Below are 23,674 nucleotides of genomic sequence, written 5' to 3' on the forward strand. Positions count from 1 at the left end.
TGCTCAGTCTCCGCTCAGGCGCCCGCCACCGCTTCGCCGAGCAGTTCCGCCCACATCTTCGGGAAGTCCGGCAGGGTCTTGGCGGTGGTGGCCACGTTCTCCACCCGGACGCCGTCGACGGCCAGGCCGATCACCGCGGCGGCGGTGGCCAGGCGGTGGTCCTCGTAGGTGTGGAAGACGCCGCCGTGCAGCGGGCGCGGGCGGATCCGCAGGCCGTCCTCGGTCTCGGTGACATCGCCGCCGAGGTCGTTGATCTCCTTGGCGAGCGCGGCGAGCCGGTCGGTCTCGTGCAGCCGCAGGTGGGCGATGCCGTACAGGTGGGACTCGGAGTCGGCCAGCGCGGCGACGGCGGCGATCACCGGGGTCAGCTCGCCGACGTCGTGCAGGTCCGCCTCGATGCCGTGGATCCGGCCGGTGCCGGTGAACTGCAGGCCCTCGTCGGTGAACTCGCAGCGCCCGCCCATCCGCGTGTAGAGGTCGCGCAGCTGGTCGCCGGGCTGGGTGGTGTGCTTCGGCCAGTCGCGGACGGTCACCCGGCCGCCGGTGACCAGGGCGGCGGCGAAGAACGGCGCGGCGTTGGAGAGGTCCGGCTCGACCACCATGTCGCGGCCGATCAGGGCGCCGGGGGTGACCCGCCAGACGTCCTTCTCACCGCCGTCCTCGGGGGCGTCCACCTGGACCCCGGCGAGCCGCAGCATCTCGACCGTCATCCGGATGTGCGGCAGCGAGGGGACCGGGCCGCCGACATGCCGGACCTCGACGCCCTGGTTGTAGCGGGCGCCGGAGAGCAGCAGGGCGGAGACGAACTGGGAGGAGGCGGAGGCGTCCAGCTCGACCGTGCCGCCGTCCAGCGAGCCGGTGCCGTGCACGGTGAGCGGGAAGGCGCCGCGGCCGCCGTCGTCGATCCGGGCGCCGAGCGCGCGCAGGGCGTTGATCACGCCGTGCTGGGGGCGCTCGTAGCTGCGCGGGTCGCCGTCGAAGCGGACCGGGCCGTCGGCCAGGACGGCGAGCGGGGGCAGGAAGCGCATGACCGTGCCGGCGTTGCCGACGTCGACGCTGGCCGGGCCGAGCAGGGCGGGCGCGGGGATGATCCGCCAGGCCTCGCCGCCGCCGGTGCCGCCGGCGTCGTTGTTGACCCGCTCCTCGATGCCGACGCCCAGGGCGCGCAGGCCGTCGGCCATCAGCTGGGAGTCGCGGCTGCGCAGGGGGTGCCGCACCCAGCCGGGCTCGCCGGCGAGGGCGGCCAGCACCAGGGCCCGGTTGGTGACCGACTTGGAGCCGGGGATGGTGACGGTGGCGTCAACGGGGGCGGTCGCGACGGGGGCGGGCCACAGGGTCTCGGTCATGGGGCAAGTTTAGGGGCCGCAGGGGAACTGTCCCCGCGAGTGGTCCGGCGGTCGGGGCCGGGGGGTTCACAGCGGGCGCAGCAGCCAGCTCGTGCCGAGGGCCAGGCAGGCCAGCGCGGTGACCAGGAACAGCCCCACCCAGGCGAGGCCGGGGATGCCGGTGAGCCGGGCCAGCTGGTCGGCGTCCGAACCGCCGGCCCGGCCGCCGCGGCGCTGGTGCTGGAGCTCCAGCACCGGCCGGACGGCTCCGACCAGCAGGAACCAGCTGCCCAGGTAGGCGAAGCCGGCCTGCACCTCGGCGCTGCCGAACCAGGAGACCAGGAAGAACGCGGCGCCGGTGAGCAGGACGGAGAAGAGGCCGAAGGCGTTGCGGATCCGGATCAGCAGGGCGAGCAGCAGCGCGACGGCCAGCCAGAGCAGCGCGGTGATCCGGTCGGTCGCGAGCAGGGCGGCGCAGCCGAGGCCGAGCAGGGCGGGGGCGGTGTAGCCGGCGATGAGGGTGAGCACCATGCCGGGGCCGGTCGGGCGGCCGTAGGAGAGGGTGAGGCCGGAGGTGTCGGAGTGCAGCCGGATGCCGGCCAGCCGACGGCGGGTGAGGACGGCGGCCAGGCCGTGGCCGCCCTCGTGGGCGATGGTGACGGCGTTGCGGCTGTACCGCCAGACCGGCCGGTACAGCACGGCGACCAGGGCGACGGCGCCGGTGGCCAGGACGAGCCAGGAGGGCGGGGCGGCCTGGGTGCCGGTGACGCGGCCCCACAGCTCGCCGACGGTCTGCGCGGTGCCCTGGCCGCCGCTCGGTCCGTTGATCTGTCCGTTGATCTGTCCGCTCATGTGCGCGCTCGCCTCCGTTCGGCCGTACCGGGGTGGCAGCCTCCCATGCGGGGACGGTCCGGCGGGAACGGGCGGTTCTCTTCGGGGATGAGGAAGTGATGAGAGTGACGGACATGGCAAGCTGACGGTATGTGCGGTCGCTTCGCCTCCAGCAGCAGGCCCGAGTCCATCGTCGAGCTCTTCGGCGTCCAGCAGTGGGACCCGGCCGAGACGCTCGCCCCCAGCTGGAACGTCGCGCCCACGGACCGCGCCTTCGCGGTGCTGGAGCGGGTGCCCAAGGGGGAGCCGGCGCCGGTGCGGCAGCTGCGGGTGCTGCGCTGGGGCCTGGTGCCGGCCTGGTCGAAGTCGGCCGAGACGGCGGTGAAGATGATCAACGCCCGGTCGGACACGGTGCACGAGAAGCCGGCCTACCGCCAGGCCTTCGCCTCCCGCCGCTGCATCCTGCCGGTGGACGGGTACTACGAGTGGCAGACCCTACCGGGCGAGCGCGGCAAGCCCCGCAAGAAGCCCTTCTTCGTCTCCCGGGCGGACGGCGGCCCGCTCGCGCTGGCCGGCCTGTACGAGTTCTGGCGCAACCGGACGGTGCCCGCCGACCACCCGGAGGCCTGGCTGGTGACCTTCACCGTCGTCACCACCGAGGCCGAGGAACTGCTCGCGCCGATCCACGAGCGGATGCCGCTCTTCCTCGACCGGGCGTCGTTCGACGACTGGCTGGACCCGGGGCTGAGCGACCCGGACGAGCTGCGCCGGCTGCTGATACCGCCGCCGCCCGGTGCGCTGCTGGCCACCCCGGTCTCGCCGGCGGTCGGCAGCATCCGGAACAACAGCCCGGAGCTGACCCGGCCGTGGACCGAGGTCGAGCACGAGACGACGCTGTTCTGACCGCTGACCGCTGACCGCTGACCGCTGACCGCCTCCCCGTCGATCCGTTGACCCGCCGAACCGGAGCCCCGCCGCCATGACCGCCGAACTCGTCCCCACCCCGGCCGGGGAGGCCCGGATCACCTACCACCGCGCGGCGGCGCCGAAGGCCGTGCTCGCGCTCGGCCACGGGGCCGGCGGCGGGATCGAGGCGCGGGACCTGGTGGCGCTGGCCGCGGCGCTGCCGCCGCTGGGGATCACGGTGGCGCTGGTCGAACAGCCGTGGCGGGTGGCGGGCAGGCGGGTGGCACCCGCGCCGAAGACCCTGGACGCGGGCTGGACCCCGGTCGCGGAGCTGCTGGCCGGGGAGGGCGTGCCGCTGGTGGTCGGCGGGCGCAGCGCCGGGGCCCGGGTGGCCTGCCGGACGGGCGCGGCCACCGGGGCGGTCGGGGTGGTGGCGCTGGCGTTCCCGCTGCATCCGCCGGGGAGGCCGGAGAAGAGCCGGGCGGAGGAGCTGCTGGGGGCCGGCCTGCCGACGCTGGTGGTGCAGAGCGTGGCCGATCCGTTCGGCGGGCCGGCCGAGTTCCCGGAGCCGCCGCCCGGGTGCGCGCTGGTGCCGGTGCCGTACGGCGGCCACGGTTTCGAGGTGCCGAAGCGGGCGCCGATGGGGCAGGACGAGGTGCTGGAGCTGATCACCGGGGCCGTCGGCGACTGGGTGCTCGGGCTGCTCTGAGCGGCCCGGACGCGGGACCTTTCCGTCCGCTCACCCGTGCGAGTGAACGGGCCGTCGGGGCGGGAATGCGGGCGTCATCGGCATGGTTGACAAGCTCGTCAGCTTGAGTCCCGATGGAAGGCAGCACAGATGGGTTCGATCGCGTGCCCCGAGCGGCCAGAGGAGCGTGAGGCCGGAGCGGCCTTCGCCCCCACGTGGTCGGACTGGCTAGTCGCGGGCGAGAAGCCCGTCGGGCCGATATCCTCCATTTCGGGGCGGCCCGCCGTGGGTCGTGCCCGCCATGCCGAGGAGGTGGGTCCGGTCGTCGGGACCGAGCACGAGGCCGAACCGGGCCGGGGCCCGGAGGAGGGCCTGCCCACGGGCGAGGCGCTCACCGGTGAGGAGCTGGCCGAGGCGATCGGTGAGGACACCTTCAGGGTGTCGGCGGAGGAGAGCGAGGCGGCCCGGCGGGAGCGCTTCGAGCGCGACGCCCTGGGCTACCTGGATCCGATGTACTCGGCCGCGCTGCGGATGACCCGCAACCCGGCCGACGCGGAGGACCTGCTCCAGGAGGCGTTCGCGAAGGCGTACGCGTCCTTCCACCAGTTCCGTGAGGGGACGAACCTCAAGGCCTGGCTGTACCGCATCCTCACCAACACGTTCATCAACTCGTACCGCAAGAAGCAGCGGGAGCCCCAGCGCACCGCGGCCGAGGAGATCGAGGACTGGCAGCTGGCCCGGGCCGAGTCGCACATGTCGACCGGTCTGCGGTCCGCCGAGACCCAGGCGCTCGACCACCTCCCGGACAGCGATGTGAAGGACGCCCTCCAGGCCATCCCGGAGGAATTCCGTATCGCCGTGTATCTCGCGGATGTAGAGGGCTTTGCGTACAAGGAGATCGCGGACATCATGGGTACTCCTATCGGTACGGTGATGTCCCGGCTGCACCGCGGCCGCCGTCAGCTGCGCGGCATGCTGGAGGATTACGCCCGTGAGCGCGGGCTGGTCCCGGCCGGTAGCGGGGCAGGGCAGGAAGCGAAGGGCTCGGGCTCATGAGCTGCGGCGATCCGCACGACACCGAGTGTGGCGAGGTCCTCGACCACCTCTATGAATTCCTCGACAACGAGATGGCCGAGGGCGACTACGACAAGTTGCGGGTGCACTTCGAAGAGTGCTCGCCATGCCTGGAGAAGTACGGTCTGGAGCAGGCCATCAAGGCGTTGATCAAGCGCTGCTGCGGGTGTGACGACACCCCGGCCGACCTGCGCGGGAAGGTCCTGGCCAGGATCGACTCGATCCGGGCCGGGCAGCGCTCGGGCGAGGCGGTGGTGGTCGCCGTCGATGCCGCGGTCGAGGGCCACGCCGAGGCGGCTCAGCAGGGCCGTCAGGTCAGGGAGGCCCGGGAGGCCCGGGAGGTCACCGCGGAGGCGGCGGTCCGGCCGGGCGCTCCGGTCGAGGCGGGTGCCCCGGCGGAGTGAGCGCCGCCCGCCGGTCCGGCGGGCCGCGGGGGCGTCACGCGCCGGTCAGGGCGCGCGAGTTCGACAGGATGAACGACCGGGCGGCCCCGGGAGCGTGCAGCTCCCGGGGCCGCGCTGTCTGTGGGGCGTGCACCCTCACTCGTTCGAGTGAGTTGACGGTGCGCCAGCTGCGCCGTTCCGCGATCGCGCGTCCCCGTGCGGGGGTGGCGGCCTATCCTCCTGACGGACGCTCACCGCCGGTCCGTCCGGCGCGCTGAGTGCGGAGCGTGCCGGGACGGCGGGGAGGTCCAGATCGCTATCGACAATGGAGACGCGGTCCTGCCGACAGGCGCGACGCGCTACCTCCTGGCCGTCCCGGTGGCGGCCGTCTGCTGCCTGCTGCCGCTGCTGCCCGCGTCGGGCCCGCTCGGGCTGCCGCGCTGGCTCGGCGCGTCGGTGGACTGGCCCAAGGTCGGCCTGCTCGCCTGCCTGCACGGGTGCTGGGAGTCGCTGGCCCAGGGGCTGCCCACCCCCTGCCTGCGGCTGGTCCGCACCCTGCTGCGCCGGCCGCCGGTGCCCGACCGGGCGCCGGCCCGGCCGTGCGCGAACGCGTTCTTCCCGGTGCTGTTCGCCGGGGCGCTGATGCTGCCGCCGTCCGCCGCCGCCCTGGTCGCGGTGCCGGCCGGGCTGTTCGGCCCCACCGAGGCGCACGGCCGGCCGCGGCAGGTGTGGAACGGCGCGCAGCTCGCCCTCTCCGCGTTCGCCGCCTCGGTGGCCTTTCATCTGCTGGCCGGGCCGCAACTGCTGCTCGGCTCCCGCTTCCCGGCCGCGCTGCTGCCCGGGCTCGCCGCCGTCACCGCGTTCTGCCTGGTCAACGGGGTGCTGGTGGGCGGCATGCTGGTGCTGGCCGAGGGCCGCCGACCGATCGTGCTGCTGCGCCGCTCGGCCGCCGCGGCGGGGCTGCCGGTGCTGGTGCACGCGGCCGGCGGGCTGATGGTCGCGGTGCTCTGGCAGGGCCCGTACGGTGCCTTCGCGGCGCTGCTGGCGCTGCTCCCGCTCTCCATCTCGGCCTGGGTGTTCGCCCAGGGCCACCGTGAGCGGGCCGCCCACCAGGCCACCGTCCAGGCCCTGGTGCAGGCCGTCGAGATCAAGGACTCCTACACCCGGGGGCACAGCGAACGGGTCGGCCGGGCCTCTGTGCTGATCGCCCGTCAGCTCGGGATGGAGGCCGACCGGCTGCGCACCCTGCGGTTCGCGGGCATCCTGCACGACGTCGGCAAGCTCGGCGTCGCCACCGAGCTGCTGCGAAGAAACGGTCCCCTCAGCGAGGCAGAGCGGCGGGCCGTGGAGATCCACCCGGTGCACGGGTACGAGCTGGTGCGCGGTATCGCCTTCCTGGGCGAGGCGCACGACGGGATCCTGCACCACCACGAGCGGATGGACGGCCGGGGCTATCCGAGCGGGCTGGCGGGCGAGCGGATCCCCGAGTTCGCGCGGATCATCTCGGTCGCGGACGCCTTCGACTCGATGACCTCCACCCGGTCCTACCGGCGCGGGCGGCCGGTCGCCGAGGCCGTCGCCGAGCTGGAGCGCTGCGCGGGCAGCCAGTTCGACCCGGTGATGGTCCGGGCGCTGATCGACGCGCTCGCCGTGCACGACTGGCAGCCGGTGCTGCCGCCGCCCGGGGACTGCATCCGCGCGGTGCCGGACATCCCGCTGGGCGTCCCCGAACCGGTCCGGCCCGCGCCGGTCCTGCCCGCCCCGGGTGGGCTGCCCGCCCAGGGCGGCACCGTGCCGACGGCCGGGCAGCCGTGAGCGCGCCGGCCGGACGCGGGGCCGGCGGAGGCGGGGCCGTGGGAGGCGGTGCGGCGGGAGGTGGCGCGGCCGGGGACGGTGCCGGCGACCGGTGCGCGGGTGGGACGGGCACCTTCCCGCGCGAGGTGGCCGCGGTGCACGCCGGGGCGGCCGCGCTGCTGGCCGTGGCGCTCGGCGCGGTCGCGGTGCGCGGGGTGGCCGACCCCGGCGTGGCCCTGGCCTTCGTCGCGCTGATCGCGGTCGGCGAGTGCGTCCGGATCACCCTTCCGGGCGACCGGGAACAGGCCCCGATCGGGGCGGCCGGCGCCCTCGCGTACGCCCTGCTCGGGCCGTTGCGCGGCCTGCCGACCGCGCACGGCGGGCTCCAGGTGGTCGCGGTGACCGGGGCGGGCCTGCTGGTCGCCGTGCTGCTCGCCCTGCCGGCGCCCGTCCTGCTGCCCCGCGGCGCCGGACCGCGCCGGCGCCCGCCCTGGGCCGATCCGGCCCGGCGGGACGGTGCCGCCCGGCGGCTGCTCGGGGTCGGCTTCGCGGCCGCCGTCTTCCAGCCGCTCTACACCAGCGGCCTGGTGGACCGGTTCTCGGCGGAGGGGCCGGCGTACGGGGCGTTCCTGACCGCCGTCGCCGCCCTGGCCGCGCTCTGCGACGCCACCCTCGCGGCGCTGCTGCGCCGGGCCAGGAGCGGGCTGCGGTTCCCGGCGGTGCTGGAGGACGAGCTGCGGTCGCTGTTCGGGATCGGCTCGGCGATCGTGGCCACCGGCATGCTGGTCAGCCTCGCGGCCGGCGAGGTGGGGCTCTGGGCGCTGCCGCTGTTCTGCGCGCCGCTGCTGCTGGCGCAGGTCTCGTTCCGGCGGGCCGCCGGAATCCGGGCCACCACCGGGCAGGCCATCGCCAGCCTGGCCAAGGCCACCGAGGTGGCCGGCTACACCCCGCCCGGCCACGCGCGCCGGGTCGCGGACACGGCGTGCGCGCTCGGACGCGAGCTGGGTCTCTCCACCCGCGAGCTCGCCCTGCTGGAGTACGCGGCGCTGATGCACGACATCGGGCAGCTGTCGCTGGTCGAGCCGGTGCCGGACGGCGCGACGGCGCTGCTGCCGGACGCGGAGCAGCAGCGGATCGCCCGGCTGGGCAGTGAGGTGATCAGCCGGACCGGGGTGCCCCACAAGGTCGCCGAGCAGGTCGCCCGGCTGGCCGATCCCTGCCACGGTCCGGACGGCACCGGGCGCCCGGTGCCGCTGGCGGCTCGCATCATCCGGGTGGCCAACGCCCATGACGACCTGCTGACGGCCGCCCGCGGCCGGGGGGCGGGGGAGGCGGTGGGGCGGCTGGAGGCGCTGGAGGCGCTGCGGCTGGGCCGGGGCCGGGTCTACGACGCGCGGGTGGTGGATGCGCTGGCGCGGCTGGGCGGCCGGGGCCGGCGCTGACCGGCGGGAGCGCCGGGCGCACCGGGGTGCCGCGGGCGCACTTCGGGGGCTGCCGGGGGCCGCCGGGGTTGAGGCGGGGCGGTGGGGCGGGCAGGCTGGGTAGGGGCGGGGCAGGAAGCGGATGCAACCCCGGCGGTGGGGAGCGCGGGCGGTGGCGGGCGTGGTTGGATGCGGTCGTAGCGTGGAACACCGACCCGGGGCACCGGGCCCGCGCCGCGGGAGCGGACACGGGAGCGCCGGTACGGGACTTGAGCGGACGACGACGGCAGGGACGAACGTGAGGATCTTCCACCGGGCACGGCACCGGCCGTCCGCCACCTGGCGGCAGACGACCGATCGGGCTTTCACGCTGATCGGCGACGGCCGTTTCGAGGACGCCGGCGCCCTGCTGGTGATGGCCGCCGACCTGGAGCCGTGGCTCTCCGACTCCTGGTTCAACCTGGCGCTGCTGCACAAGTTCCGCCGGGACTGGGAGCAGGCCAGGGCGGCCGGTCTGCGGGCCGTCGCGCTGCTCGACCGCGAGCAGGGCGCCCCCGACTGGTGGAACCTGGGCATCACGGCCACCGCCCTGCAGGACTGGCCGCTGGCCCGCCGGGCCTGGCAGGCGTACGGCCTGCGGCTGCCCGGGGGGCCGGGCACCCAGCCGGACGGGCCGGTCAGCCTGGACCTCGGCACCACGCCGGTGCGGCTCTCGCCGGACGGCGAGTCCGAGGTGGTCTGGGGCCGCCGGCTGGACCCGGCCCGGATCGAGGTGCTGTCCATCCCGCTGCCGTCCTCCGGCCGCCGCTGGGGCGAGGTGGTGCTGCACGACGGCGCCCCGCACGGCGAGCGGGTCACCGACGGGGTCGCGTACCCGGTGTTCGACGAGATCGAGCTGTGGGCGCCGTCCCCGGTGCCGACGTACGTGGTGCTGCTGCAGGCCGCCGCGGCGGTGGACCGGGACGCGCTGGAGCGGATGGTGGCCGAGGCGGGCTACGCGGCGGAGGACTGGACGTCCTCGGTACGGCTGCTCTGCCGGGCCTGTTCGGAGAGCCGGATGGCCTCGGACGACGGGCACACCGCGCACCACGACCCGCACGACGACGGCGACGCCGCGCACCCCGGCCATCTGAGCCACCTCAGCCAGGGCGCCGGCGGGATGTCGTGGCTGGTCGAACGCGAGTGCGGGATCGCGGCCCCGGCCGGACTGGTGCGCACCCTGCTGGACCGCTGGGTGGCGGCCGCGCCGGCCACCCGCGCATATCGGGATCTCGAAGAAGTCTGTTGATCGGGCCGCTTACCCTTGACCGGTAGACCCAGGCAGTCCACGGAAGCGGAAGCGGAAAAGCAGCGATGGCGGAGCAGCACGACCACCAGCACGACCACGACCACGAGCCCGCGCAGGGCGAGGCCCAGCCGGTGAAGGTGGTCGGCGAGGAGCCGGACCTCTCGAAGGGCACCGCGCGCCCGATCACCGTCTACGGCAACCCCGTCCTGCACCGTGAGGTGAAGGACGTCACCGCCTTCGACGGCGAGGTGTCCGCGCTGATCGACGACATGTTCCAGTCGATGTACGCGGCCGAGGGTGTGGGCCTGGCCGCGAACCAGATCGGCGTGGACCTCAAGGTCTTCGTCTACGACTGCCCGGACGACGAGGGCGTGCGCCACGTCGGCCATGTCATCAACCCGGTGCTGGAGGAGCTGCCGGCCGGTCGCAAGCGGGTGCTGGACGACGGCAACGAGGGCTGCCTCTCGGTGCCCACCGCGTACGCCGAGCTGCCCCGTCCGGACTACGCGGTGGTGACCGGCCAGGACAAGGACGGCAACCCGATCCGGGTCGAGGGCACCGGTTTCTTCGCCCGCTGCCTGCAGCACGAGACCGATCACCTGTACGGCTTCCTCTACATCGACAAGCTGTCGAAGCGGGACCGCAAGGACGCGCTGCGGCAGATGGCCGAGGGCACGCCCCGGTACGCCACGGTGGCGAACGGCTGACGGTCCGGTACCGCGTGCGCCGAAGGGCCGGGACGGGTGTCCCGGCCCTTCGGCGCACCGTCAGTCGCGCAGCCGGCCGGTGGACTCGCGGGCGACCAGGACCGGCGTGAACAGGTAGTCCCGGGCGCGGCCGCCGTGCCCCTCCAGCTGGCGCCAGAGGGCTTCGGCGACGGCGGCGCCCATCTCCTCGATCGGCTGGCGCACCGTGGTCAGCGGCGGATTGCTGTGGGCGGCGAGGTAGCAGTCGTCGTAGCCGACCACGGAGAGGTCGCCGGGTACCGTGCGGCCGGCCTCGCGGGCGGCCTGGACGACGCCGAGGGCCATCAGGTCGCTGCCCGCGACGACCGCGGTGACGCCCGCGTCGAGCAGCTGGCGGGCGGCGGCGGCGCCGCCGGCGATGGAGTAGGACGACTCGGCGTACCAGTCGGCGGGGGCGTCCTCGCCGAGCAGTTCGCGCATCGCGCGCCGGTAGCCGTCCAGCCGGTTGATGGAGGGGCGCAGATAGCCCTGGCCGCCCGCCAGCCCGATCCGCCGGTGGCCGAGTTCCCGCAGGTGGGCGACGGCGGCCCGGGCGGCGAGCGCCTCGTCGGTGGCGACCGTGGGGACGGCCAGCCCCTCGACCTTGCCGCTGACCAGCACCATCGGGATGCCGCGCTCGTGCAGCAGCCGGTAGAAGCCGTGGTCGGCGTGCGGGTTGGCGTGCCGGCCGGAGACCAGGACCAGGCCGGAGACGCCCTTGCGGAGCAGGACGTCGATGTAGCCCAGCTCGGCGGTGCCCTGGCGGGTGGAGGTGCCGACCACGGCGGTCAGGCCGTGCTTGGCGAGCTGCACCTCGATCGCGGAGGCGAGCAGCGGGAAGACCGGGTTGTCGAGTTCGGGCACGACGATGCCGATCAGCGCGCCCTGGTGCGGGTCGTAGCCCTGGTCGGGCTGCCAGCCGAGTTCGCGCATGGCCTCGGCGACCTTGACCTTGGTGTCGTCCGAGACGCCCGGCCGGTCGTTGATCACCCTGCTCACCGAGGCGGCGCTGACGCCCGCCCGGGCGGCGATGTCCCGCAGTGACGGGCCGCTCAATTGGTCCTCCCGACTGGTCGAGCCTGCATCTTACAAATCCCCGGCAGGCAGGCCCGCGAGGTCGTTGAAACAATCTTAGCAACGTATTGCGCAACAGTTTCATCGCCGTTACGGTTCCCTCGTCGGCCCCGGTAAACGGAATGCCGGCATCCGTTAACCTGTCCACCCGTCCCGAGGAGCTCCATGGACACGGCCAGCAGTCACCGCCTCGCCGCCCGCCACCAGCCGCACCACGACGGCTCCGCGCGGTATGTCGGAGACCTCGCCCCGCAGCTCGGGCAGAAGGTCGACCTGCTGGTCCGGGTGCCCGCCGGCGACCAGGTCGAACGGGTCTTCCTGCGCTCCGTCCCGGACGGCGAGCCGCACTTCGAGGCGGCCGCGGTCGACCGCACCGACGCCGACGGGACGTGGTGGCGGGCCACCCTGACGATGGTCAACCCGGAGATGAACTACCGGTTCTGGCTGCACACCCCGACCGGCGGGCGCTGGCTCACCGCCGCGGGCCTGCACGACCACGACCTGCCCGACGCGAGCGACTTCCGCCTCACCACCCACCCCGCCCCGCCCGCCTGGACCGCCGACGCGGTGGTCTACCAGATCTTCCCCGACCGCTACGCCCGCGCCGGCGACGCCCCGCTCGCCGCCTGGGCCCGCCCGGCCGACTGGGACACCCCGCTGCACACCGGCGACGCCGCCGCCCTCCAGCAGATGTACGGCGGCGACCTGTGGGGCGTCGCCCGGAAGATCGACCACATCCAGCGCCTCGGCGCCACCGTCATCTACCTCACCCCGTTCTTCGAGGGCCGCTCCAACCACCGCTACGACGCCGTCTCCTTCGACCGGGTCGACCCCGCGCTCGGCGGCGACGAGGCGCTCGTCGCGCTCATCACCGAGGCGCACCGGCGCGGCATCAAGGTGATCGGCGACATCACCCTCAACCACTCCGGCAACGAGCACGAGTGGTTCCGCGCCGCGCAGGCCGACCCGGAGAGCCCCGAGGCCGGGTTCTACTTCTTCGGCGAGGGCGGCCCGGACGACTACGCCACCTTCCTGGGCGTCCACACCCTGCCGACCTTCGACCACCGCTCGGCCGAACTGCGCCGCCGGCTCTACGAAGGCCCCGACTCGGTGATCGCCAAGTACCTCAGGGCGCCCTTCCACCTGGACGGCTGGCGGGTCGACGTGGCGCAGATGGCCGGCCGGCGCGGCGAGGTCGAGCTCAACCAGCTGGTCGCCACCACCACCGCCGCCACCGTCCGGGCCGCCAACCCCGACGCGGTGCTGCTCGCCGAGCACCAGCACGACGCCTCGCTCGCCCTCAAGGGCGACGGCTGGCAGGGCACCATGAGCTACGCCGGCTTCACCCGGCCGGTCTGGAGCTGGCTCGCCGAACGGCACGACCAGAAGGACTTCTGGGCGGTGCCCGGGCCGATCCCCGACTACACCGGCGCCCAACTGCGCGCCACCATGACGGCGTTCGGCGCCGCGCTGCCCTGGCGCAGCCGCGCGCACAACCTCACCCTGCTGGACTCCCACGACACCGCCCGGTTCCGCACCTTCGCCGGACCGGAGCGCCAACTGCTCGGCGCGGCGCTGCTGTTCACCCTGCCCGGCACCCCGATGGTGTTCTCCGGCGACGAGGTGGGCGTCGAGGGCGAGGGCCTGGAGGAGGGGCGCAAGCCGTTCCCCTGGGACGAGTCCGCCTGGGACCAGCACACCTACCGCACCTACCGCGAGCTGATCCGGCTGCGCCGCAGCCACAGCGCGCTCAGCGGCGGCGGGCTGCGCTGGCTGCTCGCCGAGCGCGACGTCCTGCTGTTCGAGCGGGAGGACGAGCGGGAGCGGATCCTGGTGCAGATCAGCCGGGCCGACCACCCGCCGGTGGCCGGCGAGTGGCACGCCACCCACCTGCTCGGCGGGCCCCAGCTCGTCCCCGGCCGCGACCTGCCCTGCGAGGGCCCGGCCGTGCACGTCTGGTCGGTGGCCCGGTGACCACGACCCCGCGCCGCGGCCGGATCGAGCGCATCCCCGGCTTCCGCTCCGAACTCCTCGGCAACGAACGGGACCTGCTGGTCCACCTGCCGCCCGGCTACGACGACGACCCGGCCGCCGACTACCCCGTGCTCTACCTGCACGACGGCCAGCAGGTCTTCGACCAGGGACAGCAGCCCACCTGGGCGGTCGACCGGACACTGGAGCAGCTGTACGCGGAGGGGCTGATCCCCGAGCTGATCGCGGTCGGCGTGCCCAACGCCGGCGCCGAGCGCGGCACCGAGTACTCGCACGTGGCCGAGTACTGGCGCACCCCCGGCACCCCGCTCAAGGGCCACCGCTACGAGGCGTTCCTGACCGACGAGGTCAAGCCGTTCGTCGACGCCCGCTACCGGACCAGGACCGGCCCCGGGCACACCGCGCTGATGGGCTCCTCGATGGGCGGCCTGGTCAGCTACCACATCGCGTTCCGCCGCCCGGAGGTCTTCGGCCTGGCCGCCGTCCTCTCGCCGTTCCTCACCCACGTCGACCCGGCCGACCTCGGCGAGCGGGTGGTCTACGAGAGCTACCGCCGCCGCGGGCCGCGCCGGCTCTGGCTGGACATCGGCGGGCGGGAGGGCCTGATCATGGCCCGGCCCGCCCGGGACCTGGCCGTCCAGCTGATCGACGAGGCCGGCTACACCTCCGGCACGGACCTCCTCTACTACGAGGACCCGGTCGCGCCGCACCACGAGAACGCGTGGCGCCCGCGCGCCCGGCACGCGCTGCTGCACCTGTTCGGCGGCCCCTCGCCGGTCGTCTCGCTCACCGCCGAGCCGTCGATCCCGCTCGCGCCCGGCGAGACGTGGAGCGCCGTCAACCCGGTCGCCGTCCGCGCCGACGGGGTGCGGTACACCGCGCTGGAGGCCGGCTACCGGGTGGAGCGCCCCGAGGTCGCGGCCGTCTCGCCGCACGGACTGCTGCGCCCGCTCGCCGCCGGGCGGACGGAGCTCACCGTCCGCGCCCACGGGCTGACCGCCAGGACCGAGGTCCGGGTGGAGCCGGAGCTGCCGGCCCGGCCGGTCCTGGAGGTCACCGTCGCCGTCCCGGTCGGCACCCCCGAGGACGCGCCGGTGATGTACGGCCCGGTGCCCTGCCGGCCCGACGGACCCGGCCGGTTCCGCGGGCGGATCGCCGTCCCGCGCGGCACCGGCTTCGACGGCGGGGTCTCGCGCGGCTGGGGCCTGGACGCCGTGGACGCCGAAGGCCTGCGGGTGCTGCACCCGCTGCGGGTGGACCGCGACACCCGCCTCGACATCACCGTCGACCGCTGGAACCGGCCCGCGGACGGCATCTGACCGTCCGCGCCCGCCCGCCCCCGCAATCCCCGCCCCCCGCAACCCCCGCCCCCTCCCGGACGAAGGAGTCTCGGACCATGCGCTACCGGAGACACGCCGTGCTCGGCGTCCTCGCCCTGCTGGCCACCGCCACGGCCTGCGGCGGTACCTCGCCCGCCGGCACCCCGTCCGCGAGCGGCCCGGCCACGGCCGCGGCGGGTGACCCGATGACCGCCCCGCCGATCGGGAGCGCCGAGGGCGACCTGGTGATCTGGGCGCAGACCCAGCAGGCCGCCGCCCTGCAGCCGCTCGCCGACCGGTTCGGCAAGGAGCACGGGGTCAAGGTCACCGTCGTCCCGCAGTCCGTCAACACCCAGCAGGCGTACGTCTCGGCCACCAACGCGGGCAAGGGCCCCGACCTCGTGGTCGGCGCCTCCGACTGGCTGGGCAACCTGGTGCAGAACGGCGTGGTCGCGCCCGTCCCGCTGACCGGGCAGCAGAAGGCGCTGTTCCAGCCGGCCGCGCTGGACGCCGTCGCCTACAACGGCCAGCAGTACGGGCTGCCGTACGCGACCGAGAACCTGGTGCTCTTCCGCAACACCGAGCTGGCGCCCACCGCACCCGGCACCTTCGAGGACCTCGCCGGCGCCGCGCAGGCCGCCGTCAAGGCCGGTACGGCGGAGGTCCCGCTCGCCCTGCCGGTCGGCCAGCAGGGCAACGCGTACGCCCTCCAGCCGCTGTTCACCTCGGCCGGCGGCTACCTGTTCGGCACCAAGGCGGACGGCAGCTACGACACCGCCGACCTCGGCGTCGGCGGGCCGGGCTCGATCGCGGCCGGCGAGCTGTTCAGGCAGTACGGCGAGAAGGGCGCCGGGCTCCTCAACCGCTCGGTGGACACCAACGCCATCTCGCTGTTCACCGGGAAGAAGACCCCGTTCCTGGTGGCCGGGCCGTGGGCGCTCGGACAGGTCAAGCAGGCCGGTCTGCCGTACGCGATCTCGCCGGTGCCCGGCTGGGCGGGCAAGGGCCCGGCCCGCCCGTTCATCGGGGTGCAGAGCTTCTACCTCTCCGCCAAGGCCAGGAACCAGCCGCTGGCCCAGGAGTTCCTGCTCCGCGAGGTCGGCTCCGAGGAGGGCCAGCTGGCGCTCTACCAGGCCTCGCCGGAACCGCCCGCGCTCAGCTCCGCGCTGGCGAAGGTGTCCGCCACCGACCCGGACATCGGCTCCTTCGCGGCGGCCGGGGCCGGCGGCCAGCCGCTGCCGACCATCCCCGCGATGAACGCGATCTGGGGGCCGCTCGGCCAGGCCGAGGCCGGCATCGTCGCCGGTGCCGACCCGGCCGAGACCATGCGCCAGGCCGGCGACGCCATCCGCGCGGCCCTCGCGAAGTAGGGCCCGTCCCACGGGTCGGCATGCCCGGCCGCCCCGTGGGACCGCCCGAACACCGACACCCGGACGGGCCACCACCGCCGGGCGCCCTCCGGACCAGGGACCACCCATGACCTCCCCCACCCTTCAGGACAGCAGGCGCCCGGCCGACCCCTCCGCCGGGGCCCCGGACCGCCCGCCCGGCCGGCCCCCGCGCCGGGCCGGCGCCGCCACCGCGCAGCTGGTGAAGATCACCCTGCTGGCCGGTGTCGCCGCCGTCGCCCTGTACGCCGCGCCCAAGCTGTACGACGCCGGGCACTGGGCCGCGCTGGGCGTGCTGGCCGCCGCCGTCGGCGCGACGTTCTGGATCTACCTGTCGCCGCGCCGGCTGCCCGCCAAGTACCTGCTCCCGGCCACCGCGCTGTTCCTCGCCTTCGTGGCCTACCCGGTGCTGTACATCGTCGCCGTCTCCTTCACCGACTACGGCGACGGGCACCTGCTCACCAAGGACCAGGCGGTCCGCACCCTCGTCGACCACTCCGCCGAACCGGTGCCGGACAGCCCCGCGTACACGCTCACCGTCGCCACCGGCGCGGACGGCGGCCCGCTGGTGCTGCTGCTCACCGACCCGGCCACCGGGCAGGTCTCGGCCGGCACCGCACGCGGCCTCGCCCCCGCCCCGGCCGGGACCACGACCGCGCCGGACGGCCGGGTGACCGCCGCGCCCGGCCTGACCGTCCTGACCTTCGGCCAGATCAACGGCAGGGCCGGGGAGCTCAAGGACCTCCGGGTGCCGGTGGACGGCGGCTTCATCGTCAGCCAGGGCCTCTCCACGGCCACCACCGCCCGGCCCGTCCTGGTGTACGACCGGCAGGCCGACACCCTCACCGACACCCGCGACGGCACCGTCTACCAGCCCCGGGACGGCTGGTTCACCGCCACCGACGGCTCCGGGCGGACCCTGCCCACCGGCTGGCACCGCACCGTCGGCTTCGCCAACTTCACCGCCGTGCTCACCAGCCCCGCGATCCGCGGCCCGTTCCTCGGCGTGCTCGCCTGGACCTTCGGCTTCGCCCTGCTCTCCACCGGCGCGTCCTTCGCCCTCGGTCTCGGCCTGGCGCTCACCCTGCACCACCCCCGGCTGCGCGGGCAGCGGGCCTACCGCTCGCTGCTGCTGCTGCCGTACGCGATGCCCGCGTTCATCGGCATCCTGATCTGGCAGAGCATGTACAACCGGGACTTCGGCCTGCTCAACCAGGTGCTGCACACCCGGATCGACTGGCTGGGCGATCCGTGGAACGCCCGGTTCGCGGTCCTGCTCACCAGCCTCTGGCTCGGCTTCCCCAACATGCTGCTGATCTGTACGGGGGTGCTGCAGGCGATGCCCGCCGAACTCAACGAGTCCGCCCGGATCGACGGTGCCGGGCCCTGGACGGCGTTCCGGGCGGTGACCTTCCCACTGCTGCTGGTCGCCGCCGCGCCGGTGCTGATCTCCTCGTTCGCCTTCAACTTCAACAACTTCAACGCCATCCAACTGCTCACCGGCGGCGGGCCGTTCGACGGCGCGGGCGGCACGGCCGGGTCCACCGACATCCTGATCAGCTACACCTACCGGCTGGCCTTCGGCGGGCAGGGCGCGCAGTACGGCTTCGCCGCCGCGCTCTCCATCGTCATCTTCCTGCTGGTCGGTCTGATCACCCTGGTGGGCTTCCGCCGCACCCGCGCCCTTGAGGAGCTGAACGCATGACCACCACCCGATGGCTGCGCCGCTTCGGCTGGCGGCACCTGATCGCCGTGCTCGCCGTCTGCTTCGCGCTGTTCCCGCTGCTGTTCGTGCTCTCGGCGGCGCTCAACCCGCTCGGCACGCTCCAGTCGTCCACGCTGGTGCCCGAGCACGCCTCGCTCGCCAACTTCACCGCGCTGTTCACCAACGACCAGTACCCGTTCGCCCGCTGGCTCGGCAACACGGCGCTGGTCTGCGGCAGCTTCGCGGTGCTGAACGTCTTCCTCGGGATGTGCGCCGCGTACGGCTTCTCGCGGTTCCGCTTCCGGGGCCGGCGGATCGGGCTGATGGCGGTCTTCCTGGTGCAGATGTTCCCGCAGTTCCTCGCGGTGATCTCGCTCTACCTGCTGTTCGCCGAGATCGGCGACATCGTGCCGGCGATCGGCCTGGACACCCCGTGGGGGCTGGTGCTGGTCTACCTCGGCGGCGCGATGGGGGTGAACACCTGGCTGATGAAGGGCTACCTGGACACCATCCCGCGCGAGATCGACGAGGCCGCCAAGGTCGACGGCGCCGGACACGCGCAGATCTTCTTCCGGCTGATCCTGCCGCTCGCCGCGCCGATGCTGGTGGTGATCTCGATCCTGTCGCTGACCGCCGCGCTCAACGACGTCATCCTGGCGAACATCTTCCTGACCTCGAACGACTCCAAGACGGTCGCGGTCGGCCTGTACGGGATCATCTCCGGCCAGCAGGACCAGAACTACGGCCTGTTCGCGGCCGGGGCGCTGGTGACCTCGCTGCCGGTGATCGTCGTCTACCAGTTCCTCCAGCGCTACCTCGCCCAGGGCCTGACCGCCGGGTCGGTCAAGGGCTGAACGGCCGGACGCCGCCCCGGACGGGAGATCCGTACGGGGCGGGCATCTGGCCGGGGCACACGACCACGTACTGGCCGGACCCATAGTTGTAGGACAGGTCCGCCCTCCCAAGGCGGGGCTGATCAGTCCGCGCGCAGGATCCGGGACACGTAGACACGAGACGGATCCTGGCCCTCGTCCACCGCGTACTCCACCAGCCCGAGATCCCGGCGTAGCGGCGCCGAGTGCATGCCGGGTCTCCCTGGAATCGGCATGCTCAGATGAGGGAAGGGGTTCTCGCGCAGATCGACGAGGAAAGCGACGACGGCGGAGAAGACGTCGGCCGACGTGCTCGGGTCGTCCTCGTCCGGGTTCTCGATGCGGTCGCTCACAGGGCCCCGAGACGGCGCAGAACTGTGGAGGCCGGGGTTCCGGGGGCGGTGCCGGACTGGATGGCGGCGTGGATACGGTCGCCCTCCGGGTCGCGGTAGAGCTGGGCGCGCAGCCACCAACGCCGCAGGACGCCGCCGATCGTCGAGTCGTCGGCCTCGCCCATCTCCCGGTAGAACTCCATCCGCTGTGCTGGTGGGAGGGCGACGGCGACGGCGTCCTGGGTCCGCGGGACGGGCTGCTGGTCGTCGTGGCGGCCGTGCAGGGGTGCTGCGCTCACCGTTCCTCCGGAAGTCTCGTGCGGGCGGGACCGGTACCAGTGTCCTCCCTCGCCGGTTCGGCCGGTACCGGAGTCGTCATAAGAGTCCAGAGTGGCGTTCGGGGCCGGCCCGGCGGTGCCACTCGACCAGGCGCCCGGTCGCCAGGTCCTTCCGAATCGCGACTCCGGAGGGCGGGCGGTCGCACCGGCGCGCCCCTCGGGTGGGCGCACCACCTCCGGGTGATCCTCTGCGCGGCTGCCGTCGAGCGTCGGGGCCGGGCAGAGTTGGCCGGCCGGACGTGTTCCGTACCCGAAGGGAGCGACGCATGGGTGACCACGAGAAGCCGCCGCCGGACCCGGGCCAGGGGACCCCGCCGCCGGGCAATGCCGACGGGCAGGTGCCGCCTCCGCCGCCGGGCGGCGGGAAGCACAAGAAGTGAGTGCCGACCTGGCCGGCCGTCTTACCCGGATGGACGCGGTGATGGAGCAGCGTGGGGCGTGGCCGGCCGACTCGCCGTGGCTGCGCGAGGCCATGGCCGCGCTGCCCCGCGACGCGTTCGCGCCGGATCGGTTGTGGCGCTGGGAGGGCCACGCCCATGTGCCGCTCGACCGGCAGACCGATCCGGCGGCGTGGGCGGACGAGCTGTACGCCGGCCCGGACGCGGCGGCGGTCACCCAGGTCACCGACGGGCTTCCGTCCTCCAGCCTCTCGGCGCCCGCCGTGGTGGCGGACATGCTGGACAGCCTGATGCTGGAGCCCGGTCACACGGTGTGGGACATCGGCACGGGGCAGGGCTGGAGCTGCGCGCTCGCGGCGTGGCGGGCCGGGCCCGGCCTGGTCGTCTCCACGGAGATCGACGAGGACCTCGTCGTGCCTGCTCGCGAGCGGCTTGCCGCCGGTGGGGTCGACGCCGAGGTGTTCGTCGGCAACGGCACCAGCAATGTGCCGCCCGGGGGTCCGTTCGACCGGATCCACGCGACCTACGCGGTGGAGACCGTCCCGTACGAGTGGATCGAGGCCGTCAGGCCGGGCGGTCGGATCGTCTACCCGTGGGGACGGCTCGGGCACGTGGCGCTCACGGTGGCCGCCGACGGGCGCGGTGCGAGCGGCTGGGTGCAGGGTCTCGGGCGGTTCATGGCTGACCGGTGCGGCCGGGTTCCGGCGTCAGCCGGTTACGACGGGTATGTGAAGGTGCGAGGCAGTGGCGATCCCGGCGCCGAGCGGATCCTCGAACGCGCCCTCGCCCCGCTCGCCGGTGACTGGGACCTGCGGTTCGCGGTGCGCGTCGCCGTTCCGGACGCCGTGGTGATCACTGGCCGGGACGAGGACGGCGTCAACGCCTGGATCCACGACGGCAACGCATCGTGGGCGGCCCTGTCCGCGTGTGGCGACGGCAGTGCGGTGCTGCACCAGGGCGGTCTGCGGCGCATCGGCGACGAACTTCTGACCGCGTGGGAACAGTGGGAGGCGCACGGCCGGCCGACGCCGTACGACTACGGGATCACTGTCACGCCGGAGCGCCAGTGGGTGTGGCTGCGTGATCCGGACGGCCCTCGGTGGCCCATCGTGGATGGCGGGGGCGCTGCCTCGCCCAGGGCCTGACCGCCGGGTCGGTCAAGGGCTGAGCGGCCGGACGCCGCCGCCCCGGACGGGAGTTCCGTACGGGGCGGCGGCGTTCTGTCAGGCGGAGACGAAGAGCCACTCCGGGCCGTAGGTGAAGCGGGGGTCGGCGGGGAGCTTCACGCCGTTGATCTGCTGGGCGGTGCCGCGCAACTGGCCCATCAGCCCGATCGCCTGGAAGAGCGAGTCCGACCCGGCAACGCCCCAGGCCTGTTCGAGGGCGCGCAGCATGTCGCTGTACTGCTGGTCGAAGGTGTGCAGGAGGTCGGCCGTGGCCTGGTCGGGCTTGTTGCCGGGGTCGTTGGCCCAGCCGCCGGCGGGGACGCGGGCGACCGGGTGGGCGTCCGGCAGTGGGAGGTCGGGGCCGGTGAACTCGAACTTCTTCGTCGTGGGGTTCTGGACCAGCTTCCTGCCGACGGCGATCTCCTTGAAGGCGTAGTAGTGGGCGAGTTCGCCGGGGGCGCCGGGGAAGGGGTTGTCCGGGGAGGCGTCGGTGCCCTCGCCCTGGGTCCGGATGATGTCGAGCGCCTTCAGGACGTCGTCGATGGTGTTCATCGGGACGATGTCGTTGCCGGCGCCGTGGCTCGACCCGAGCGGGAAGCTCACCTGCCGCTGCCCGGTGAGGAGGTGGGCGAAGTTCGGGAAGACATTGACGATCCGCTGGTAGAAGGCGCCGATCGTATTGCCGTCGGCGGCGAAGGCGAGCGGGTTCTCGGGCTTCTCGATGTCGGAGAAGAGGCCCGCCGACTCGCGGGTCAGCCCGCTGAGGAAGACCTCCAGCCCGGGGTTGACGCCACCCGGCAGCTCGCCCGGGTACTTCGGCACCGTGGCGGGGTCGGTGAGGACGACGGTGCCGCCGATGCTGGTGAGCATGTTGCAGACCAGGCCGAAGTGCGACATCTCGTCGAAGACGATCTCACGGATGGTGTGGCGGACCGGCTGGCTGTTGTCCGGATCGGTGATCGACCAGAGCGCGGTGGCGTACGGCGGGATGGTCGACAACTCCAGCATGATCGCCCGCTGGAGCGCGTCCTTGAGCTCCTGCCCGGTCCAGTCCTCCTCCGGGATGTTCATGAGCTGGACGATCGCGTCGCTCCGGTAGTCCAGGATTCCGGTCGTCACGGCGTACCCCTTTCGTTCGGCTGTGCGCCGGACCGTAGCGGGGGGCGGATCGTGCGTACGCGTGTGCTGCCGGTGTGGCCCGGGAGTTCATCCGGATGGTGGGGGTCGGGCCGTTGCGGTTCGGGATGGCCCCCGAGCCGGTCGAGGCTGCTCCGGGTGGGGTGGTCGCCGGCGTTTCGAGGAGCCGGGAGGACAGCGCGTCCTGGCACCGGTACGGCGAGCCGGGGGTGACCGCGGTCTACGGGCAGGGGCCGCGCCCGGTCGCGGTGGCGATCGATGCGGTGTCCGGGCCACTGGGGCCGACGGGAGCATGTGCGCAGGGAGTCGGACCGGCCGACTTCCTGTGCATGGGGCCACGCGCGGATGTGGCCGCCCCGCCCGGCGTGGGCGCCGGGCGGGGCGGGGCACTGTGTCAGTCCGAGGCCGGCGGCCGGGTGGCGTGCTTGGTGGGGCAGGGGATATTCGGCCAGGTGCGGTTGGGGCAGGCGATTGCGTAGTGGCCCGTCCAGCGGCTGTCGGAGATCCATCGGGACCACACGACGTCAGCGGCCCTGGCCAGTTGTTCGACCGCGCGGAGCCGCCGTGCCTCGATCGGCAGCCAGGGATCACCGCCCGGTGTGTGCTCCCCGTACCGTTGCGCGAGCCAGTCGGCCGCATCGGTCGGCGTCTCCCAGGTGCCCCGGAGCTGGGAGGTCGGCCGCAGCAGCCACCAGCCCGTCATCATCGGCGGTAGCTCCGAGAGCCGGAACCCGCCGCTCTCGATCGGTCGGCGCTCCGACTCCTTGGCGAGGAGTCGGCCGTCGCCGGCCCATTCGTAGCCGTGGAAGTGCAACTGCGCTTCTCCTCGGTGGCGTTGGTGCCCCGGCCGGCCGCACGGGGCTGCGGGCGGCCGGGGCTGTCAGGGGACTTCAGACGGACAGACCGAACCGCGCCGGGTCGATCCCGGCCTCGGTCAGCTCCTCGACGGTGAACAGCAGCGGCTGGTGGTCGGGACGCTTGCTGTCGCCCAGGGCGAAGACACCCGGGGCCTGCGGCACGACGCCGAGGGTCACGCACGACTCGCCGTCGTCACCCCCGCCCTGGTTGCCGCCGCGCGCACGGTTGAACTCGACCTGCGAGAGGTCGAGTTCGTACAGGTTGCGCTCAGTCATCGCCTGCACCTTCCGGTATCACTTCGGGGCATGGAACGGCCCCGTCCCGCCCAGGACTTGGGCGGAAGAATGAGGAGGGGAGAGCCGGTCCGTCAGCGCCAGAGGCTGATGCGGGTGGTGAGCAGGTCGGCTGGCACCTGACGCGGCTTGGCGTCCGGCTCGAACAGCGGCCGGACCAGGGCCCGGCCGTCCTGGGCGCCGACCACCTCGACCAGGCGCCCGGTTGCCAGGTCCTTCCGGACCGGGTTGTTGTCGATCCGCTCTATGAGTTCCGCGTGTGTACGGCGGTGCGTTGTATTGGCCGGCTGTACGAACCCCGCAGCGGACATGGAGGGCTCCCGTGACTCGCGGATTGGTCGAGAAATCACGCTACGGCCACTGGATG

General features: G+C 73.8%; 22 protein-coding genes and 1 pseudogene. 14 read left to right on the forward strand and 9 right to left on the reverse strand.

The genetic code is table 11. The features are described from left to right. Positions 1-14: 14 nt before the first annotated feature. Complete coding sequence (gene aroA / locus ACIO5D_RS14165) at positions 15-1,346, reverse strand: 3-phosphoshikimate 1-carboxyvinyltransferase (RefSeq protein ID WP_363604637.1); 1,332 nt, start codon at positions 1,344-1,346, stop codon at positions 15-17. A 66-nt stretch (positions 1,347-1,412) separates the two neighbouring features. Next, complete coding sequence (locus tag ACIO5D_RS14170; protein WP_400795236.1) at positions 1,413-2,177, reverse strand: M50 family metallopeptidase; 765 nt, start codon at positions 2,175-2,177, stop codon at positions 1,413-1,415. 129 nt (positions 2,178-2,306) lie between these two features. On the opposite strand from ACIO5D_RS14170, the gene ACIO5D_RS14175 reads away from it, so the two are divergent. The 8 genes and pseudogenes from ACIO5D_RS14175 (at position 2,307) to def (ending at position 10,417) form a co-directional block, all read left to right on the forward strand. Continuing rightward, positions 2,307-3,059 (forward strand): SOS response-associated peptidase, encoded by a 753-nt coding sequence (locus ACIO5D_RS14175; protein WP_363604639.1) that lies wholly within the window; start codon positions 2,307-2,309, stop codon positions 3,057-3,059. Positions 3,060-3,135: 76 nt separating this feature from the next. After that, a complete protein-coding gene (locus ACIO5D_RS14180) occupies positions 3,136-3,771 on the forward strand; it encodes an alpha/beta family hydrolase (protein WP_400757410.1) in 636 nt (211 codons plus the stop codon). Positions 3,772-4,062: 291 nt separating this feature from the next. Then, a complete protein-coding gene (locus ACIO5D_RS14185) occupies positions 4,063-4,806 on the forward strand; it encodes a sigma-70 family RNA polymerase sigma factor (RefSeq protein WP_363604642.1) in 744 nt (247 codons plus the stop codon). After that, positions 4,803-5,099, forward strand: a pseudogene (rsrA, locus tag ACIO5D_RS14190) (mycothiol system anti-sigma-R factor); the annotation flags it as partial. The gene ACIO5D_RS14185 and the pseudogene rsrA, both read left to right, overlap by 4 nt. 486 nt (positions 5,100-5,585) lie before the next feature. Beyond that, a complete protein-coding gene (locus ACIO5D_RS14195; RefSeq protein WP_400655173.1) occupies positions 5,586-7,022 on the forward strand; it encodes an HD-GYP domain-containing protein in 1,437 nt (478 codons plus the stop codon). 125 nt (positions 7,023-7,147) lie between these two features. Further along, the gene (locus ACIO5D_RS14200; RefSeq protein WP_400795283.1) at positions 7,148-8,443 is read left to right on the forward strand and encodes an HD-GYP domain-containing protein; all 1,296 of its coding nucleotides are present in this window, start codon (positions 7,148-7,150) and stop codon (positions 8,441-8,443) included. A gap of 277 nt (positions 8,444-8,720) precedes the next feature. After that, positions 8,721-9,710 (forward strand): hypothetical protein, encoded by a 990-nt coding sequence (locus ACIO5D_RS14205; RefSeq protein WP_363604647.1) that lies wholly within the window; start codon positions 8,721-8,723, stop codon positions 9,708-9,710. A 65-nt stretch (positions 9,711-9,775) separates the two neighbouring features. Further along, positions 9,776-10,417 (forward strand): peptide deformylase, encoded by a 642-nt coding sequence (def, locus tag ACIO5D_RS14210; RefSeq protein ID WP_400655177.1) that lies wholly within the window; start codon positions 9,776-9,778, stop codon positions 10,415-10,417. 60 nt (positions 10,418-10,477) lie between these two features. Here def and ACIO5D_RS14215 read toward each other — a convergent pair whose 3' ends face one another. After that, the gene (locus ACIO5D_RS14215) at positions 10,478-11,491 is read right to left on the reverse strand and encodes a LacI family DNA-binding transcriptional regulator (protein WP_400655179.1); all 1,014 of its coding nucleotides are present in this window, start codon (positions 11,489-11,491) and stop codon (positions 10,478-10,480) included. Between the two features lie 183 nt (positions 11,492-11,674). Here ACIO5D_RS14215 and ACIO5D_RS14220 point away from each other — a divergent pair, with 183 nt between their 5' ends. From ACIO5D_RS14220 to ACIO5D_RS14240, 5 genes are all read left to right on the forward strand, one after another. After that, positions 11,675-13,483, forward strand: coding sequence for a glycoside hydrolase family 13 protein (locus ACIO5D_RS14220; protein WP_400795238.1), 1,809 nt, complete (start codon positions 11,675-11,677; stop codon positions 13,481-13,483). After that, positions 13,480-14,820, forward strand: coding sequence for an alpha/beta hydrolase-fold protein (locus ACIO5D_RS14225; protein WP_400795240.1), 1,341 nt, complete (start codon positions 13,480-13,482; stop codon positions 14,818-14,820). The genes ACIO5D_RS14220 and ACIO5D_RS14225 overlap by 4 nt, the downstream gene beginning before the upstream one ends. A gap of 77 nt (positions 14,821-14,897) precedes the next feature. Next, complete coding sequence (locus ACIO5D_RS14230) at positions 14,898-16,190, forward strand: extracellular solute-binding protein (protein WP_363604655.1); 1,293 nt, start codon at positions 14,898-14,900, stop codon at positions 16,188-16,190. Positions 16,191-16,296: 106 nt separating this feature from the next. Beyond that, positions 16,297-17,913, forward strand: a complete 1,617-nt coding sequence (locus ACIO5D_RS14235; protein WP_363604657.1) for an ABC transporter permease subunit — start codon at positions 16,297-16,299, stop codon at positions 17,911-17,913. Then, positions 17,910-18,767 carry a sugar ABC transporter permease gene (locus ACIO5D_RS14240; RefSeq protein WP_363604658.1) on the forward strand — a complete coding sequence of 286 codons (858 nt, stop codon included), beginning with the start codon at positions 17,910-17,912 and terminating at the stop codon, positions 18,765-18,767. The genes ACIO5D_RS14235 and ACIO5D_RS14240 overlap by 4 nt, the downstream gene beginning before the upstream one ends. A 122-nt stretch (positions 18,768-18,889) precedes the next feature. Here ACIO5D_RS14240 and ACIO5D_RS14245 read toward each other — a convergent pair whose 3' ends face one another. Together ACIO5D_RS14245 and ACIO5D_RS14250 are read right to left on the reverse strand one after the other, a co-directional pair. Then, positions 18,890-19,138 (reverse strand): hypothetical protein, encoded by a 249-nt coding sequence (locus ACIO5D_RS14245; RefSeq protein ID WP_400795242.1) that lies wholly within the window; start codon positions 19,136-19,138, stop codon positions 18,890-18,892. Then, positions 19,135-19,416: a hypothetical protein gene (locus ACIO5D_RS14250; RefSeq protein WP_400795244.1), complete on the reverse strand. Its 282-nt coding sequence runs from the start codon at positions 19,414-19,416 to the stop codon at positions 19,135-19,137. The genes ACIO5D_RS14245 and ACIO5D_RS14250 overlap by 4 nt, the downstream gene beginning before the upstream one ends. A 415-nt stretch (positions 19,417-19,831) precedes the next feature. Here ACIO5D_RS14250 and ACIO5D_RS14255 point away from each other — a divergent pair, with 415 nt between their 5' ends. Further along, positions 19,832-20,998 carry a protein-L-isoaspartate O-methyltransferase gene (locus ACIO5D_RS14255; RefSeq protein ID WP_400795246.1) on the forward strand — a complete coding sequence of 389 codons (1,167 nt, stop codon included), beginning with the start codon at positions 19,832-19,834 and terminating at the stop codon, positions 20,996-20,998. Positions 20,999-21,076: 78 nt separating this feature from the next. On the opposite strand, the gene ACIO5D_RS14260 is transcribed toward ACIO5D_RS14255, so the two are convergent. The 4 genes from ACIO5D_RS14260 to ACIO5D_RS14275 all read right to left on the reverse strand — a co-directional run bounded on the left by ACIO5D_RS14260 (position 21,077) and on the right by ACIO5D_RS14275 (position 23,618). Continuing rightward, the gene (locus tag ACIO5D_RS14260; RefSeq protein ID WP_363604665.1) at positions 21,077-22,138 is read right to left on the reverse strand and encodes a ferritin-like protein; all 1,062 of its coding nucleotides are present in this window, start codon (positions 22,136-22,138) and stop codon (positions 21,077-21,079) included. Between the two features lie 412 nt (positions 22,139-22,550). After that, positions 22,551-22,970, reverse strand: coding sequence for a hypothetical protein (locus ACIO5D_RS14265; protein WP_400795248.1), 420 nt, complete (start codon positions 22,968-22,970; stop codon positions 22,551-22,553). A gap of 76 nt (positions 22,971-23,046) precedes the next feature. Beyond that, positions 23,047-23,289 (reverse strand): DUF397 domain-containing protein, encoded by a 243-nt coding sequence (locus ACIO5D_RS14270; protein WP_400795250.1) that lies wholly within the window; start codon positions 23,287-23,289, stop codon positions 23,047-23,049. Between the two features lie 92 nt (positions 23,290-23,381). Next, entirely contained in the window at positions 23,382-23,618 is a 237-nt protein-coding gene (locus tag ACIO5D_RS14275; RefSeq protein WP_400795252.1) for a hypothetical protein, read from the reverse strand. Positions 23,619-23,674 lie beyond the last annotated feature (56 nt).

This window comes from Kitasatospora sp. NPDC087315, from assembly GCF_044744345.1.
GTDB lineage: Bacteria > Actinomycetota > Actinomycetes > Streptomycetales > Streptomycetaceae > Kitasatospora.

Bases quoted from the DNA above. Each gene is read 5' to 3' on its own strand.
- aroA (WP_363604637.1), bottom strand. From the start codon at position 1,346: ATGACCGAGACCCTGTGGCCCGCCCCCGTCGCGACCGCCCCCGTTGAC.
- ACIO5D_RS14170 (WP_400795236.1), bottom strand. From the start codon at position 2,177: ATGAGCGGACAGATCAACGGACAGATCAACGGACCGAGCGGCGGCCAG.
- ACIO5D_RS14175 (WP_363604639.1), top strand. From the start codon at position 2,307: ATGTGCGGTCGCTTCGCCTCCAGCAGCAGGCCCGAGTCCATCGTCGAG.
- ACIO5D_RS14180 (WP_400757410.1), top strand. From the start codon at position 3,136: ATGACCGCCGAACTCGTCCCCACCCCGGCCGGGGAGGCCCGGATCACC.
- def (WP_400655177.1), top strand. From the start codon at position 9,776: ATGGCGGAGCAGCACGACCACCAGCACGACCACGACCACGAGCCCGCG.
- ACIO5D_RS14220 (WP_400795238.1), top strand. From the start codon at position 11,675: ATGGACACGGCCAGCAGTCACCGCCTCGCCGCCCGCCACCAGCCGCAC.
- ACIO5D_RS14230 (WP_363604655.1), top strand. From the start codon at position 14,898: ATGCGCTACCGGAGACACGCCGTGCTCGGCGTCCTCGCCCTGCTGGCC.
- ACIO5D_RS14235 (WP_363604657.1), top strand. From the start codon at position 16,297: ATGACCTCCCCCACCCTTCAGGACAGCAGGCGCCCGGCCGACCCCTCC.
- ACIO5D_RS14240 (WP_363604658.1), top strand. From the start codon at position 17,910: ATGACCACCACCCGATGGCTGCGCCGCTTCGGCTGGCGGCACCTGATC.
- ACIO5D_RS14270 (WP_400795250.1), bottom strand. From the start codon at position 23,289: ATGACTGAGCGCAACCTGTACGAACTCGACCTCTCGCAGGTCGAGTTC.
- ACIO5D_RS14275 (WP_400795252.1), bottom strand. From the start codon at position 23,618: ATGTCCGCTGCGGGGTTCGTACAGCCGGCCAATACAACGCACCGCCGT.